10 protein-coding genes are annotated in these 15,692 nt (G+C 40.5%); 1 reads left to right on the forward strand and 9 read right to left on the reverse strand.

Going from position 1 to position 15,692, the window contains the following annotated elements:
• Positions 1-131: 131 nt before the first annotated feature.
• From I6E85_RS09135 to I6E85_RS09170, 8 genes are all read right to left on the reverse strand, one after another.
• Positions 132-1,307 (reverse strand): phosphoglycerate kinase, encoded by a 1,176-nt coding sequence (locus tag I6E85_RS09135; RefSeq protein WP_007587175.1) that lies wholly within the window; start codon positions 1,305-1,307, stop codon positions 132-134.
• 64 nt (positions 1,308-1,371) lie between these two features.
• The gene (gene epd / locus I6E85_RS09140) at positions 1,372-2,388 is read right to left on the reverse strand and encodes an erythrose-4-phosphate dehydrogenase (protein ID WP_007587176.1); all 1,017 of its coding nucleotides are present in this window, start codon (positions 2,386-2,388) and stop codon (positions 1,372-1,374) included.
• Positions 2,389-2,566: 178 nt separating this feature from the next.
• A complete protein-coding gene (locus I6E85_RS09145; protein WP_024589750.1) occupies positions 2,567-3,229 on the reverse strand; it encodes a peroxiredoxin-like family protein in 663 nt (220 codons plus the stop codon).
• A gap of 344 nt (positions 3,230-3,573) precedes the next feature.
• Positions 3,574-4,302, reverse strand: coding sequence for an SIMPL domain-containing protein (locus tag I6E85_RS09150; protein ID WP_024589749.1), 729 nt, complete (start codon positions 4,300-4,302; stop codon positions 3,574-3,576).
• Between the two features lie 150 nt (positions 4,303-4,452).
• The gene (locus tag I6E85_RS09155; RefSeq protein ID WP_024589748.1) at positions 4,453-5,076 is read right to left on the reverse strand and encodes a 3'-5' exonuclease; all 624 of its coding nucleotides are present in this window, start codon (positions 5,074-5,076) and stop codon (positions 4,453-4,455) included.
• 15 nt (positions 5,077-5,091) lie between these two features.
• Positions 5,092-6,930: a DUF294 nucleotidyltransferase-like domain-containing protein gene (locus I6E85_RS09160; RefSeq protein ID WP_197121367.1), complete on the reverse strand. Its 1,839-nt coding sequence runs from the start codon at positions 6,928-6,930 to the stop codon at positions 5,092-5,094.
• Between the two features lie 125 nt (positions 6,931-7,055).
• Entirely contained in the window at positions 7,056-8,780 is a 1,725-nt protein-coding gene (locus tag I6E85_RS09165; protein ID WP_007587184.1) for a sodium:solute symporter family protein, read from the reverse strand.
• A 10-nt stretch (positions 8,781-8,790) separates the two neighbouring features.
• Complete coding sequence (locus I6E85_RS09170; protein WP_007377498.1) at positions 8,791-9,054, reverse strand: DUF4212 domain-containing protein; 264 nt, start codon at positions 9,052-9,054, stop codon at positions 8,791-8,793.
• 414 nt (positions 9,055-9,468) lie between these two features.
• Between I6E85_RS09170 and I6E85_RS09175 the strand changes: the two genes are divergently transcribed.
• A complete protein-coding gene (locus tag I6E85_RS09175; protein ID WP_024589745.1) occupies positions 9,469-12,909 on the forward strand; it encodes a PAS-domain containing protein in 3,441 nt (1,146 codons plus the stop codon).
• 102 nt (positions 12,910-13,011) lie between these two features.
• Here the strand turns inward: I6E85_RS09175 and I6E85_RS09180 are convergent, their stop codons facing one another.
• Positions 13,012-15,657, reverse strand: coding sequence for a DUF2339 domain-containing protein (locus tag I6E85_RS09180; RefSeq protein ID WP_024589744.1), 2,646 nt, complete (start codon positions 15,655-15,657; stop codon positions 13,012-13,014).
• Positions 15,658-15,692: the final 35 nt, after the last annotated feature.

Raw genomic sequence — 15,692 nt, forward strand, 5'->3', positions numbered from 1 at the left:
ATAACAACGCCACGAAAAACCACTGCTTTGCAGTAATATTCCGTCTAAATTAACTATTAAATTAGGGTGAGAGGTATTTAATAATTAATTGTCGGTGAGAGCTATTACCCCCTCACCTTACGCCACTAAAATTACTTAGCGCGCGACTCTAGCATTTCAACTGCTGGAAGTTTTTTGCCTTCTAAAAACTCTAAGAACGCACCACCACCAGTAGAAATATAAGAAACTTTATCGGCAATGCCGTATTTATCAATTGCGGCTAAGGTATCACCACCACCAGCAATTGAAAACGCATTTGAGTTAGCAATTGCTTGTGCAATAGCACGTGTGCCATTACCAAATTGGTCAAACTCGAACACGCCAACAGGGCCATTCCATACAACAGTGCCCGCATTTGCAATAATTTTTGCAAGCTTGCTCGCTGTATCAGGACCAATATCAAAAATCATATCGTCGCTTGTTACTTCGCTTACATCTTTAAGCGTAGCTACAGCAGATTCGGAAAACTCATTACCAACAACTACGTCAGTCGGTACCGGAATTTCACCATTATTAGCAATCGCTGCTGCACATAAGCGGTTAGCTTCATCCATTAAATCTGGTTCGTAAAGCGATTTACCAACTGGGCTACCTGATGCAGCAATAAAGGTATTTGCAATACCGCCACCGGTAACTAATTGGTCAACAATTTTAGAAAGTGAATCTAAAACGGTTAGCTTAGTTGAAACTTTAGAACCACCAACAATCGCCACTAATGGACGAGCTGGGTTATCAAGTGCTTTGCCTAACGCTTCTAGTTCAGCTGATAACAATGGACCTGCACATGCCACATCAGCAAATAAGCCAACGCCATGCGTAGATGCTTGCGCACGGTGAGCCGTACCAAATGCATCCATTACATATACATCACACAGTGCTGCAAGTTGCTTAGATAACGCTTCGTCGTTTTTCTTCTCGCCTTTGTTAAAGCGCACATTTTCAAAAACAACAACTTCGTTATCAGCAATATCAACACCGTTTAGGTAATCTTTTTCTAAACGTACAGTTTGCTCAAGGGCATCGTTTAAGTAATCAGCGACAGGTGCTAGCGAAAACGCTTCATCATATTCCCCTTCCGTAGGACGGCCAAGATGTGACATAACCATTACTTTAGCACCCATCTCAAGCGCTAATTTAATAGTAGGTAGTGCTGCACGAATACGCGCATCTGACGTCACTTTACCTGCTTTAACTGGTACATTTAAATCTTCACGAATTAATACGCGTTTGCCGTTTAAATCTAAATCTGCCATTTTTATGACCGACATGAACATCTCCTTAGTTAACGATACTGAACCTGAAAAATACGTTTAAAATTATTATATTAATAAATTACTTATTCACTGCCATCATAGCACGCGCTGTGTCGAGCATACGATTAGCAAAACCCCATTCGTTATCACACCATACTAATAACTTTATCAGTCGTTTGTGACTAACACGTGTTTGTGTGCCATCAATAATACAAGAATGTGGGTCGTGATTAAAATCAACCGACACAAGCGGCTCTTCGGTATAACTTAAAATACCTTCTAAGCGGTCTTTTGCTTGTGCTTTAAGTGCGTTATTTACTGCGTTTAAATCTACATCGGTATTAACCGTTACACTTAAATCCATTGCCGTGACATTTATAGTCGGTACACGTACGGCGATAGCTTCAAAACGGCCTTTAAATTTAGGTAAAATACGGTCTATACCACGGGCGAGCTTTGTATCAACTGGAATAATTGATTGGCTTGCAGCGCGAGTACGGCGTAAATCATGATGATAACCATCAATCACTTGTTGATCGTTCATCGACGCATGAATCGTTGTAATAGCGCCCGACTCAATACCAAATGCATCATCTAATACTTTAATAACCGGCACAACACAGTTAGTTGTACACGAGCCGTTAGACACAATTGTGTGCTCGTTTTTAAGCTCATCGTCGTTAATGCCATACACAATCGTAGCATCAACATCGTTATCGGCCGGATGCGAAAACAACACCTTTTTAGCGCCTGCGGTAATATGTAACTGCGCATGTTCACGCGAGTGATAAACACCAGTACATTCAAGTACAACGTCTACATCGAGCGTTTGCCAAGGTAATTCAATTGGGTTTTCTTCACAAAAAAGTGCAATGGTATCGCCTGCAACACTAATGGTGTCTTCACCAAGTTTTACAGGAAAAGAAAAACGACCGTGGGATGTGTCGTATTTTAATAAATGAGCAATAGCTTCAGGATCAGCAAGTTCGTTAATCGCAACAATTTTTATATCGTCGCTCAAACCAGACTCGTATAACGCGCGGACAATATTTCGACCAATACGACCAAAACCATTAATTGCAAGTTTGATTGCCATGAAATATAAAATCCACTCTTTTAGCGTGCAGATAAAGGCAATACGCCTTTTAGATGTCTGTATTGTAATCGACCTTGCATCTGATTATAAGAGGGAAGCATTAGAAACTTTAAATTAAGGTTAAAGAGCTTAGGCATTGCAAGCTCTTCGAGGGTTCTGACTTTTAAAATTAAGTTTTTTATACTAAATTTTTCAATGCGTTAATTATATCTTCTGGCTCAGAACGAGTACGATAATCAACATCAACATAACGCCAAGTCACTTTACCTTGTTTATCTAAAACAAAGGTGGCAGGGATCGGTAAAACACTACTATTGCCATTGTTAACCGACTCTAAATCTAAGCCTCGGTCTACTCGCATATGCTCGAGTAAAAATGTGGGTACTTGCCATGCTACTCCGTAGCTTGCTGCTACATCCGCATTTTGATCACTCAGCACTAAAAAATCCATTTTACTTATTTCATCATCACTAAGTGAGCCATCGGGTACTTGTGGGCTAATAGCCACCAATTGTGCACCTAATGCGTGAATTTCAGGTAAACGTGCTTGAAGCGCTTTGAGCTGTAAATTGCAGTACGGACACCAACTTCCACGATAAAAAGTAACAACCACAGGCCCTTTAGCAAGTAACTCGGTTAACTGCACCGATTGACCATGTTGATTTGGTAACTCAAAACTTGGTGCGCTTTGGTTTAAATCAAGTGCATTAGCACCTTGTTGAAACGCTTTTGCTTGTGCAATCGTTTCATCAACACCTTTCATAAAATCAGGATTACCTTTACGCCCTGCTGCTATTTTTGCCTCAGTTTGTGCTTTTAACGTGTTATTTTCATCGCTCATAATATGGCTACCTTCAAATTAATCAAAAACTTAAAGCCAGCTTACATTATGAAAATGTATTTGGAATGAAAATTTTGGGGCGTGTTGACCTTTCAGGGTTAAATTTGTTCTATCTAGGGGCTATTTAATCGCGGCGCGAGATTTGAAACCTAGTGGGCTAAGTAAAAACTGAGCAACAAAGAGTGAGTTGTCCCTAGGACGAACCCAAAGGGCAGCGCATGTTTGGTATTTATGCTGTGTTATCGCCTACTTATGTGGAATAACTACACACCATAGGCTCTGCCTTGCTTTAATACCAAACATACCGCTGCAAATTCAACATCGAAAGAAAAACACGCCCTAACTTAATCATTTACTTCTAAATCAAACACCACGTTTATTGATGATTTAAAGCTTACCGTTTGTTGTAAATAATTTTTGCGAGCTTTAGGAAATGAATCGCTCATTGGATTTACTCTATCTATTTTTTTAACCGCTGCACCAAAGCCACTGTAAACGCTTTTTTGAGTTGAGCTAATAGTGCGTACTTCACCCACTTTTGTACCAAAGGAGTTAGCAAGCATATTTGCTTTTTCTTTTGCGTTATTAAGTGCTTGTTGTGTAGCTTGTGCTTGTAACAGCTCAGCTTTTGAAGATAAAAACTCAGTATTTTGAATCGCATTTACTTTTAAACTCAATAAAAAATCACTTAAATCATTCACTCTTTCAATATTTTTTAGTGTTACTTCAAAGGTCCTTATAGCTGCGTATTCTGCGGGGGCCTGATGCCCTGTTTCAATGTAATCCATACCCGTTTTTTCAACTTTAACACTTGAAGCAACTACATCATCGGCAGTTATTTCAAATTGATTTAGTCCGTCAATTAGTAAATTAACTTTATTATCAAGATCGTTCTTAGCTGCTAAAGGTTCGTTTTTAATACTTATAATTTGAAATAGTATTTTAGCGATATCAGGATTGGCAAGCACCTCTGCAGTACCTTGAACTGCAATTTGACGATTTGTAGCTAAGCTTGAATTAGCAAAAGTGATAAGAGGAAATAAGGTTAGAAAAATAGTGGTAATGAGTTTCATGTTCGTTCCTTGAAGCGATTAGTTAGATAATGATTACGTAACTGTACCCATAATTATACATACAACAATAAAAGTAAACTGTATATTACTAAACCTCGGTGTTAACCGATAAGGCATTTTATCGTTGAGTTTCGCTGTCCTCTATCCAACCTACGTCAACTCGCCTACTTTTAGCTTTTTGCCACGGCTTATTTGATGGCACTGGGCTAGCAGTAACTCAGCGGTTGCTTGTGCGTCAGTGAGGGCATGATGGCAATGATAGCTTGGTAACTCATAACGTGTGCGGCATGCATTAAGGGTTAAATCATCTTGTTTTATTTCAGTTGAATGATGGAGTAAGCGCTTTTGCTCAATATGCAGTGTGTCGAGTATCAGTTTAGGCCGTATTGTTATATTGGCATTTTTAAGCGCTATTTTTAAAAAACCCCAGTCGAGCATGGCATTATGAAACACTAAAATACAGTCGCTAAAATGGCAGCTTAGTTGCGTTAATATACTGCACAAGCTCTGTCCTTTTGTTATAGCATCGTCGCTAATTCCATGAAAAACAGGACTTTGCTCAAGGCTTTTTACGTCTTTATTTATAAGGTGCTGTGACTCACTCATTTTTATACATTGATTATCTATTATCACCCACGCTACCGATACAATTTCGTGCTGTTTTGCATCAAGGCCAGTGAGCTCTAAATCAATCACCAAATAACGTTGTTGTAAGGCATTTTTACCTAGTAATTTACGGCGCTTTAAATACCGAGTGAGCAGCTTTTTTACCATGTTAGTAATCCATCATTATAAACTGCCGCGAGCAAACTTAAACGCGGCGGCTTGCTGCGCTTGTTTAACAAGGTAAAACGCTTCTTTTAGTTGATGGCGCTCTAGTGAGTTTAATTTATTAGGGTTAATGCAATTACTCGGTAAGCCCTCTTCGTTTATTTGTGTACTCAAACGAAGCTGCGTTAAGAACCGCCAGCAGTCTTTTAGGTTGTATATATCTTCTTTGCTGATCAGTTTATGTTTTAGTAGTGCATCCAACCGCTCTTGTGTGTTGGCGCGCCTAATACCCGCTTTTAAAGCGTATAACCGCACTATGTCATTTATAATTACGACACCACGTTTTTTTAAATCTATGTATTTATTATTTTGATCTGTTTTTTCGGTTTTAAATTTATTAAATAAACCAATTGGCACGCTGTTGCTGCTTATGTCGGTTGCCATTGCGGCATAGAATAAGTCGTTACGCGATATACGAATTAATTGCTCGCAAAAAGCGGTATATAAAGCATTTGAACCTTCAATAAATCGCAGGTCAAAAAATATCTTACAGTTAAGCATTGCATTCGGTGTGGGGCTTTTTATCCATTTAAAAAAGCGCTCGCTCCAATCGTTTACGCTCATTCGGCACTCATCACTGCTTGCCATAATATTACCTGGGCAACGCCTAATGCCGCACTCAACTAAATTCTCACATACAAACTCCCCCATACTTTTAAAGTAAGCGTGTTGCTCGGTGGTTAAGTCGTTAGGGAGTAACAAGCCGTTGTCTTGATCTGAATGCAGGGTTTGTTCTTCGCGTGCTTGCGAGCCAAAGCAAATAAAACTAAAGCTGGTTGGCGCTGCGCCATGCTCTTCTTGAAATAAGTGAATCAGGCGCGATGTAAGCGCATCGGTTAAACCACTGAGTAATTTACCAATTAGCGATATGTCGTCAATGTTGTACGAAAAACCACGCAAAAGTTCGGGAATTTCTTTAGCGTAGCGTTTTAAATCAGTAACAGTATGCGCTTTATATATGCGCCCAATAAGCTGTACGGGGTCGCTTTTTTGTTGGCGTAGTAAATCGGTGCTGGTTATCATCCCTATTGGGTTATGATTTTCGTCAAGCACGGGTAAATGATGAATATTGTATTTAAGCATTAAGTGCAGCGCCGAAAACACCCTGTTATTTTCAAATATAAACTTAGGTTTGGCTGTCATAATACTGCTTACTGCGTCTTGTGGATCTACTTCGTCGGCAAGTACTCGATTACGTAAGTCGCGGTCAGTCACAACTCCCACTAAGTGTGCGTGCTGCGTTATCATTATTGACGATACGCCATGCTCTTTCATTTTTTTAGCACTTTGCCTAATACTTGCATCGGGCGTAAGCGTAATGGCGGTGCGGGTCATCAGCTCTGATATTTTACGTTCAGACCAACTATCGTTTTTACTTTTATAATGCGATGACAACAACCGGTTAGCATGAGCGCGTACAAAGTATTGCTCAAACGATTTATATTCTCTGCGTAAAAAATCAAAGTGCGTTTGAGAGAGCATATACACTATGCCCTCTTTTTGTACTTCCAACCTATTTTGAATTGCCTCACCGGTTAACAGCGACGGAAAACCAAAGTAGTCACCTTGCGCTAAGCGTGTAACAACATCGCCCTTACCATCAACTAGGTCATACAAACCAGAGCGAATTAAAAACAGTTTAGGGTTTTCACTTTGTAACCACTGAGTCTGGTTTTCGCGGGTGAGGTAAATAATATCAAGATGATTTACAAAATATTCGTATGCGCTGCTATCAAGCATAGTAAAAGGTGCTTGCAAACAAACGTATTGGGCTATTTCTTGTTGTTCTACACTCATTGTATTCGCTCTTTAAATGGTGATGTACCAATCTAATGTACTTATTTATTAAACAAATAAAAAGCCCGACTAAAGTCGGGCTTTTGGTGCTTTATGTTTTCTAAACTATATCTATAAATTGTAGCCTAGTGGTCGTGTGCTTCTGCAGACCCTTTAGGGTTACGAATGCTTTCAACCATTTCTTGAATTTCAACCGGTGTTGGTTTAGTAAACTTAAGAACAATTGCAGCAACTGCAAAGTTAATAATCATACCAATTAAGCCAATACCTTCAGGCGAAATACCTAAGAACCAGTTTTCAGGGCTGTTTAGCTCTGGGCTAACAAACTTGAAGAAAATGATATATGCAGCGGTAAAGCCAATACCCGTTACCATGCCTGCAATTGCGCCTTCGCGGTTCATTGTTTTAGAGAATATACCCATAATAATTGCGGGGAAGAAACTCGCTGCCGCCAAGCCGAATGCAAATGCCACTACCGATGCCACAAACCCAGGCGGGTTAATACCAAAGTACGCGGAGATAACAATAGCGACCATGGCTGCCAACCTCGCTGCAAGTAACTCTTGCTTGTCGGTAATATCGGGCTTGAGGGTTCGCTTGAGTAAATCGTGCGAAACCGAGGTCGAAATAACCAGTAGTAAACCTGCTGTTGTAGAAAGTGCCGCGGCAATACCACCAGCAGCTACAAGTGCAATTACCCATGCTGGTAAGTTAGCAATCTCTGGATTAGCTAATACCATAATGTCGCGGTCTACGTTTACTTCGTTAGCACTGTTCGGATCGGTGATTTTACCCGCCGTGTAGAACATTTTGCCATCGCCGTTTTTATCATCAAATGTAATTAAACCTGTGCGTTCCCAGTTTTTAATCCATCCTGGTGCTTCTGCGTAAGCTGTACCGCTACCGTCTTTACCATTAATAGTATCAACCATGTTTACGCGAGCAAAGGCTGCAACCGCAGGTGCTGTTGTGTAAACAATCGCGATGAACACTAACGTCCATGCCGCAGAAATACGCGTGTCTTTTACGCGAGGTACAGTGAAAAAGCGAACAATTACATGTGGTAAACCAGCAGTACCTACCATTAACGCGCCAGTAATAGCGAACACGTCAATCATGCTCTTAGAGCCTTCGGTATATTGCGCAAAACCAAGTTCAGCGCTTAAGCCGTCTAGTTTATCAAGTACGTACACGCCATCGCTGCCAATTAATGTGGCACCAAAACCGGTTTGTGGGAAAAAGTGACCCGTCATCATCATCGAGATAAAAATGGCTGGTACAAGGTAGGCAAATACAAGTACACAATACTGCGCTACTTGTGTGTAGGTAATGCCTTTCATGCCGCCAAGTACCGCATAAAAGAATACAATCACCATACCAATGTAAACACCGGTTTCAATTTCTACTTCTAAAAAGCGTGAAAATACGACGCCTACACCACGCATTTGCCCTGCAATGTAAGTAAAACAAATGAATATGGCACATACAATGGCTACTAAACGCGCAGTGCGTGAATAGTAACGGTCGCCAATAAAATCAGGAACAGTAAACTTGCCGAATTTACGTAAGTATGGCGCTAAACACATGGCTAATAATACATAACCACCTGTCCACCCCATTAAGTAAACGCTGCCATCGTAACCTGCAAACGAAATAATACCCGCCATTGAAATAAACGACGCGGCGCTCATCCAATCGGCAGCCGTTGCCATACCATTAGCAAGAGGAGGTACGCCGCCGCCTGCTACATAAAACTCTTTAGTTGAACCCGCACGGGCCCAAATTGCTATGCCGATATAAAGCGCAAAGCTTAAACCAACAATTATAAACGTGAGTGTTTGAACATCCATTGCTTAGCTCCTATTCGTCTACGCCGTATTTTTTATCTAACGTATTCATTTTGAAAACGTACACAAAAATCAAAGCAACAAAGGTATAAATCGCGCCTTGCTGGGCGAACCAGAAGCCAAGTTTAAACCCAAAAAAACGCACTTCATTAAGTACATCAACCAGTAATATGCCAAAGCCGAAAGACACGATAAACCACACTGCTAATAGTTTAAATAACAGCGAAATGTTTTCTGCCCAATAAGCTTTTGCTTGTTCTTCATCTTTAAAAGCCATTTTTGTTTTCCCCTTTAAGCACCGCAATATCGCGATGAGTGGTTTTTTATCTTCGCTTACCAATTTAGCAACGCTGGTTACATATTGAATTGAGACCATAGTCGTAACAGCTTGTTAACGTTTACGTAAACTGTATTTATCATTCAAGCGTGTTTTATATATTTTTATATTATTTCAATTGCTTAGGCTGTTTTTGTAAGCTGGCTTTATGATTAAATTGGTAAGTTGGTTATTAATGCGACATTAGTCTAATGCTTGAGATGATTTTATTTTTGTTATTAATATTCAATAAGATAGAAATAAAATGAAAGTTTTATTTTAAATTCAAGCCTCACACTTAACCTCAGTTCTGGTATTGTGTTAATCCCTCATAGGGTTGAGGGACTATTTAAAATAATAAGGTTTAATAACAACATGACTGCCGTACTCATTATTGTTGCTTTAAGTTATATAGGTGTGCTGTTTTGGCTCGCCAATTGGGGCGATAAAACAACCCCTTTGGCAAAGCGTATTAGCCATCACCCTTTTGTGTATTCACTCTCACTTGGGATTTACTGTACCTCTTGGACTTACTACGGCTCAGTGGGTACAGCCGCCACCAGCAGTTGGAGTTATTTGCCAATATTATTGGGCCCTGCGCTGCTGTTTTTATTCGGCCAAGGGTTTTTACGTAAGCTGGTACTGGTAAGCAAAAAACAAAACATAACCACTATTGCTGACTTTATTTCAGCTCGTTACGGCAAACGCCAAACTACCGCTATTATGGTTACTGTAATCGCCTTACTAGCGACTATTCCCTATATTGCACTGCAATTAAAAGCGCTTAGTACCAGCTTTTTACTTTTGCAAAACAGTAATAAAATATCAGGCGATATGCTCGCGCTTTCTGCCACATTAATTATGGCCTTATTTGCAATATTTTTTGGTACCCGCAAAGTGGACGTAACAGAGTATCGCTCTGGGTTAATGCTTGCTGTCGCGTTTGAATCGATGATTAAACTTATTGCACTTATTGCTGTAGCAGGCCTTGCTGTTTACACCTTATTTAATATGCCAGAGCCTACTTCAAATAAAGTAACCGAGTCGATTTGGGCCCATTGGAGCGACTTTAACTTTTTTAGTTTTAACTTTATTGGCCAGTCTTTAATGGCTGCGGCGGCTATTATATGTTTACCACGCCAGTTTCATGTAACCGTGGTCGACAATCAAAACAAACGCCACTTACTTACCGCTCGCTGGGCTTTCCCGCTGTATTTACTATTAACTGCCGCAATGATTTTACCTATTGCGACTGCGGCTATTCATCCTGAAATTGGCAGCGGCTATTCACCCGACAGCTTTGTACTTGCCCTACCGTTAATTAACGACAACGCCTTTTTAACCACCTTTGTATTTATAGGTGGTTTATCGGCCGCCACCGCAATGATAGTGGTAGCAACGCTTACATTAAGCACGATGATTTCAAACGATGTGGTATTACCCCTAATGCTACGTCGTAAATTTAAACGCAACTTAATTACCACCAGTTATAAGTCTCGCATTTTACTTGTAAGGCGCTTTGCTATTGCAGGCATATTAATTTTGGCCTATTTCTATCAGCAATGGTTTGGCCATAGCAGCGCACTGGCAAGTATGGGCTTAGTTGCTTTTTCACTTGTTACTCAATTATTACCCGCTATTGTGGGCGGCTTATACTGGCGAAAAGGCCATGCTTATGGGGTTTATGCAGGTTTAGTTGCGGGCTTTATTTGCTGGGTACTATTTTTAATGCTGCCAATACTCGATGCCGGTGCAACGCTTGATAGCGAGCTACAACAAACGCTTATAACACGCGGAACCTTGATAGCTTTGTTTGCCAATATTGGGTGTTATATTAGTTTTTCACTTGGGGCTGAGGAGCGCTTAATTGATAAGATTCAGGCAGCTGCTTTTGTTAACCCTAAAGATCAGGCTATTTTATCAAGGCGCTTAAATAAAGACGTAAAAGCCACTGTTTACGACTTTAAAATACTACTACAAACCTTTTTAGGTATTCAGCGCAGCCAACAAGTATTGGCGCATTACGCACTCGCCCATCACTTAAGCGATAACAACGCACACCCAGAGCCTGAATTTATAGCCTACTGCGAACGCGCGTTAACAGGCGTGCTGGGCGCATCTTCCGCACAAGCATTAATACATACGGTATCGTCGGGTAAGCGTATGGCGTTTGAAGAAGTTGTAAACTTTTTTGACGAAACCACACAAGCGTTGCAATTTAATCAAAATCTGTTATTTACCTCACTCGAAAATTTAAGCCATGGTATTTCAGTTGTTGATAAAGATTTAAAGCTAGTAGCTTGGAATAGACGCTACAGCGAAATGTTTGGCTATCCTGAAGGATTTTTAGAAGTAGGCCAACCCATAGAAGATATTATTAGATACAACGCTAACCGTGGTGAATGTGGCCCTGGCGAAATAGAACGCCAAGTAGAAAAACGTGTGCAGCATTTAAAATACGGCAGCTCGCATCACTTTATTCGCCACCGTCGTAATGGCCAAGTATACGAAATGATTGGTAATCCGCTGCCCGATGGTGGATTTGTTACCAGCTTTTCGGATATTACCAATCACATAAGTACGCAAAATGCGCTTGAAGAAGTAAACATGGATCTTGAAAACCGCATAGAAGCGCGAACTCAAGAAGTGCAAACCATTAATAGAGACTTACAAGCTCAAATAGATAGCCGTGTACAAACCGAGCAAGCACTTACTTTAGCCAAACGAGAAGCAGAGCAAGCCAACGACAGTAAAACGCGCTTTTTAGCACTGGCGAGCCACGACATTTTACAGCCGTTAAACGCAGCACGTTTATACCTTGCTGCCATTGACGAAAAGCAACTCGACAGCACTAACCAAAACAGCTTTGAAAAATTAGGCGACAGTCTCGATTCAACCGTGCACTTAATGTCGGCACTACTTGAAATAGCCAAGCTAGAACAAGGCGCTATGACCCCAACCCCTCGCCATTTTTATATTGAAGATATTTTAGCGCCATTGCAAAGTGAATACGCTATTTTATCAAGTGATAAAGGCCTTAAGCTTAGTGTGCGTTCACACCAGCAAATTGTGCACAGCGATATAACCTATTTACGCCGAATTATTCAAAACTTGGTCTCTAATGCAGTTAAATACACCGATAATGGCCGTGTATTAATTGCCTGTAGGAACCGAAAGCATAATTTACGAATAGAAGTATGGGATACAGGCCCTGGTATTAGCGAAGTAGAGCAAGCTAAAATATTTAATGACTTTTACCGTGTTGAGTCGGGCGATAACAAAGGCGTAGGCTTAGGCTTAGGTGTTGTAAAACGTATGGCTGACTTATTAAGTTTGCCGCTTGATGTGCATTCTGAGCCAAATAAAGGTAGCCGTTTTAGCATTGAGGTACCTTATGGTGACGAGCAGTTTGTACAACAAAAAAGTACGACAAACAGCCTAATAGAAAACCGTGCAGCAATTAATATTGTTGCCGTAGACGACGATCCTGAAAATCTAGCTGCAATGGCAAGCTTACTTAAAAAGTGGCAAGCTAATTACACGCTATTTGATAATGTAAATAATGTACTGGCGCACGCTAAGCAAAACGGTGCACCCGATGTTATTTTAATGGACTACCAATTAGGCAATGACTGCGATGGCATAACGCTAATTAAAACCCTGCGCGAAATTTGGCAAAGCCAAGTGCCCGCTATTTTAATTACCGCAGTGCGCGACACCGAGCTTAAACAAGAAACCAAAGCCGCTAATATTCATTATTTAAGTAAACCAATTAAACCGGGCAAACTAAAGGCACTGCTTAATCACAGTACATAATAAGCGAGCTAAAAGTGATCAAGTTAAAAGCTATCAAGTAATAGCGTAAAACAAAAAGCCCAGTATCTTCACTGGGCTTTGCTTTATTAAGTGTTTATAAAGTTAAACTGGATTTACTCGGCTTCTAAGCTTTTGGAATAACCAACTTAACCCCACCAACGAAAGTCCTAATCCAATAAACGAAAGCGCTTTAAGTAAGCCCTCCAAGTTAGCCATATCAATTAAAAACACTTTAACAATAACTGCAGCTAGTAAGCCTAAGCCTATTTTTTGTATTAATAACTGGTTTTTTAAATGACCAAAAATAACAGTACCCGCCCCCATTACTAACCAAATAACAGAGTAGCTATAAAGCTCTGCATTACTTGCGCCTTTTGATAAGTAAATATAAGGCCCTTGCCAGTATTGGCGAATAAAGCTGTTTATTGCCAATAATATAAACCCACCCGCAACGGCCAATATAAATGGCGTAGCTTTAGCGTTTATTGGTTTTACAAGCTTGGCCAGCCAAAGCGTTAATCCTGCAGGTACTAACCACAATAGTAATAACCAGTTAAATATTGGCAGCTCACCTATGTAAAGTGATTCAAATAATGGGTTGTCGTCAAGCAGTGTTTTAATAGCAAAAAGCCCTGCTAACCCTACAAGTGCAAAGCCCGCAACTTGGTATAACTTAGCTAAAGTACCGGCAAGTTTTGCTCTGTGTAAATACACACACCCTAATGCCAGCCAGTTACAGGTAAGGAGTATTTGTTCGTAAAAGTTAAGTGAATCAAATTGCGGATAATGCCCTACTAACTGATAACTTGTTTCGGTGGTAATAAAAAGTGCTAAACAATGAAGCGCTGCACCTTCGAGCCATATTTTCAGTTTTGATGAGTCAAAGCACTTAGCTGCGGCAAAAAATAACGCAATACATAACGGATAAACCACAATGCTCCAATGCAAACCAAATACCGTGAGTGCATCGTAACTTGGCGTCCAAGGTGAAAGCGTAAGGCGCAGTAATAACGCAGCAACCAAGGCTTTTATAGGCCAATGTGGCATAGGCACGCTATAGCGTTTAATAAGTACGCTTATAAGTAATACTTGTACAGCAAGAGCAATGGTTAGGCCGCTGTCACTTAGTAGCATGGTAATTGCTAACGTAATATTGGCATTAGCGCCTACCCAATAAGTAAAACGCTGAAATAGCGTTGTATTATGTTGCGCGAGCTTTATTAAAATAGCGGCGACTACAAACAATACAACGGCCCAAAGTGGATATGCAGTACTTAACGCGGAATTAGGAATAAGCGTATATAAAGTCGCTATCATTACAAATACACTAAATGCCCCCGTAATATGAAACGCTAAACGCTTAATCTGTTTTTTACCGTAATAAAGCCCAAAAGCGGTAAGTAACAATCCGAGAAATAAACCCAAACCATACTCATTTTTGAATATAAAGAGTGCGTCATCAAATAGGTTTGGCGAAAGATGCGTGCGCTGAGCGCCTATCACTAATAGCGTTGAAATAACTAACGCTACACCCTGCCAAATATCCCAACGGCTATTTTTAAGGACTAAAAACAACACCAATACAATACTCAACACGCCGATTGTTTGCCACTGCATATCAAAGTGACTTATTAGCATGGTAAATATTAAGGGCGCCATAAAGGCGAGTAATAATGCATGATCTGGAAGCACTCTAATTAAGCGTTTTAAACTGTGCGGGCGATGTTCAATAACATTCAGTTTTAGACCTAAGCGCGGTATAGCAATTAACCCAATAATACTAAGTAAAGCAAATGCCCCCATTAACCAAACGGTATTAATTTTAAGTAATGTAAAACCAACTAAATACCAACCAATGTGCCCTGCCCATAATAAATACCACAACCAAGCTCGCTGTACTTTATGTGCAACTAACGCGGCCGACAAACTTACAAAGCCAACATACATAAATAATGCAAACAAGTTACCACTGCCAGTGCTAACCCATATTGGTACACTATAAGCGCCAATAATACCTAATACCGCTAATAATGGGCCTAACCTAAGCGCCATAGCACTTGCGCTAATTGCAATAACTGCCAGTGTAAAAAATGCCACGGTAGGGCTAAGCATATCGTAGCTACTGTAGGCTAAAAGCGTTAAAGCAAAACAGGTAATAAACCCGCCGCTTGCAAGCGCTGCGGGTATGTAATTATTAAAGCCTTCAAATATAATACGTTTATGGTGTAAATAAGCCGCAGCTGCAATTAAGCCAAGCCCAAATAAGCCGCCTAAGCTCAGCCTCATTACAGGCGATAATAATCCCGCTTCTAGGCTGTATTTAGCTAAAAATATGCCACCAAACGCAAGCGCTATTGCGCCTATCCAGGTCATCCAGTTTTGCTCAAACCCTGCGCGTAATTTATTAAATAGTAATTCTATGGCTGATGCTTCAGCTGGTTTGGCTTTTTTAGGAGGCGCTGATGGCTGATTTATTACAGGTGGCGACACGCTTTGGGACGTTAAGTTTGGCTGTGTTTTATGAGCAATTGGCTCAGACCTTGAAAGCGCTGCCTGAGCAGTAGATGCTTCGCTTTGAGGTTCACTTTGCGATATCGGTTTATGTGTTTGTAAGTGTGTTACTTTGGCCCTTAAAACAGCCACTTCTTGTTTTAATCCATTTAACTGCACTAGCGCTATTAAACCGCAGATAGCACCGGCAACTACAACCAGTATTACTATGACGGCTAACCCAACTAAATCATCCATGGCACACTCTTATTAATTATTATGCCCTGAGTGTA

This window comes from Pseudoalteromonas sp. NZS71 (assembly GCF_015864715.1).
GTDB lineage: Bacteria > Pseudomonadota > Gammaproteobacteria > Enterobacterales > Alteromonadaceae > Pseudoalteromonas > Pseudoalteromonas arctica.

Coding starts and splice junctions, on each gene's coding strand:
- I6E85_RS09145 (WP_024589750.1), bottom strand. CDS start 3,229: ATGAGCGATGAAAATAACACGTTAAAAGCACAAACTGAGGCAAAAATA.
- I6E85_RS09160 (WP_197121367.1), bottom strand. CDS start 6,930: ATGAGTGTAGAACAACAAGAAATAGCCCAATACGTTTGTTTGCAAGCA.
- I6E85_RS09155 (WP_024589748.1), bottom strand. CDS start 5,076: ATGGTAAAAAAGCTGCTCACTCGGTATTTAAAGCGCCGTAAATTACTA.
- I6E85_RS09150 (WP_024589749.1), bottom strand. CDS start 4,302: ATGAAACTCATTACCACTATTTTTCTAACCTTATTTCCTCTTATCACT.
- I6E85_RS09170 (WP_007377498.1), bottom strand. CDS start 9,054: ATGGCTTTTAAAGATGAAGAACAAGCAAAAGCTTATTGGGCAGAAAAC.
- I6E85_RS09165 (WP_007587184.1), bottom strand. CDS start 8,780: ATGGATGTTCAAACACTCACGTTTATAATTGTTGGTTTAAGCTTTGCG.
- I6E85_RS09175 (WP_024589745.1), top strand. CDS start 9,469: ATGACTGCCGTACTCATTATTGTTGCTTTAAGTTATATAGGTGTGCTG.
- I6E85_RS09135 (WP_007587175.1), bottom strand. CDS start 1,307: ATGTCGGTCATAAAAATGGCAGATTTAGATTTAAACGGCAAACGCGTA.
- epd (WP_007587176.1), bottom strand. CDS start 2,388: ATGGCAATCAAACTTGCAATTAATGGTTTTGGTCGTATTGGTCGAAAT.
- I6E85_RS09180 (WP_024589744.1), bottom strand. CDS start 15,657: ATGGATGATTTAGTTGGGTTAGCCGTCATAGTAATACTGGTTGTAGTT.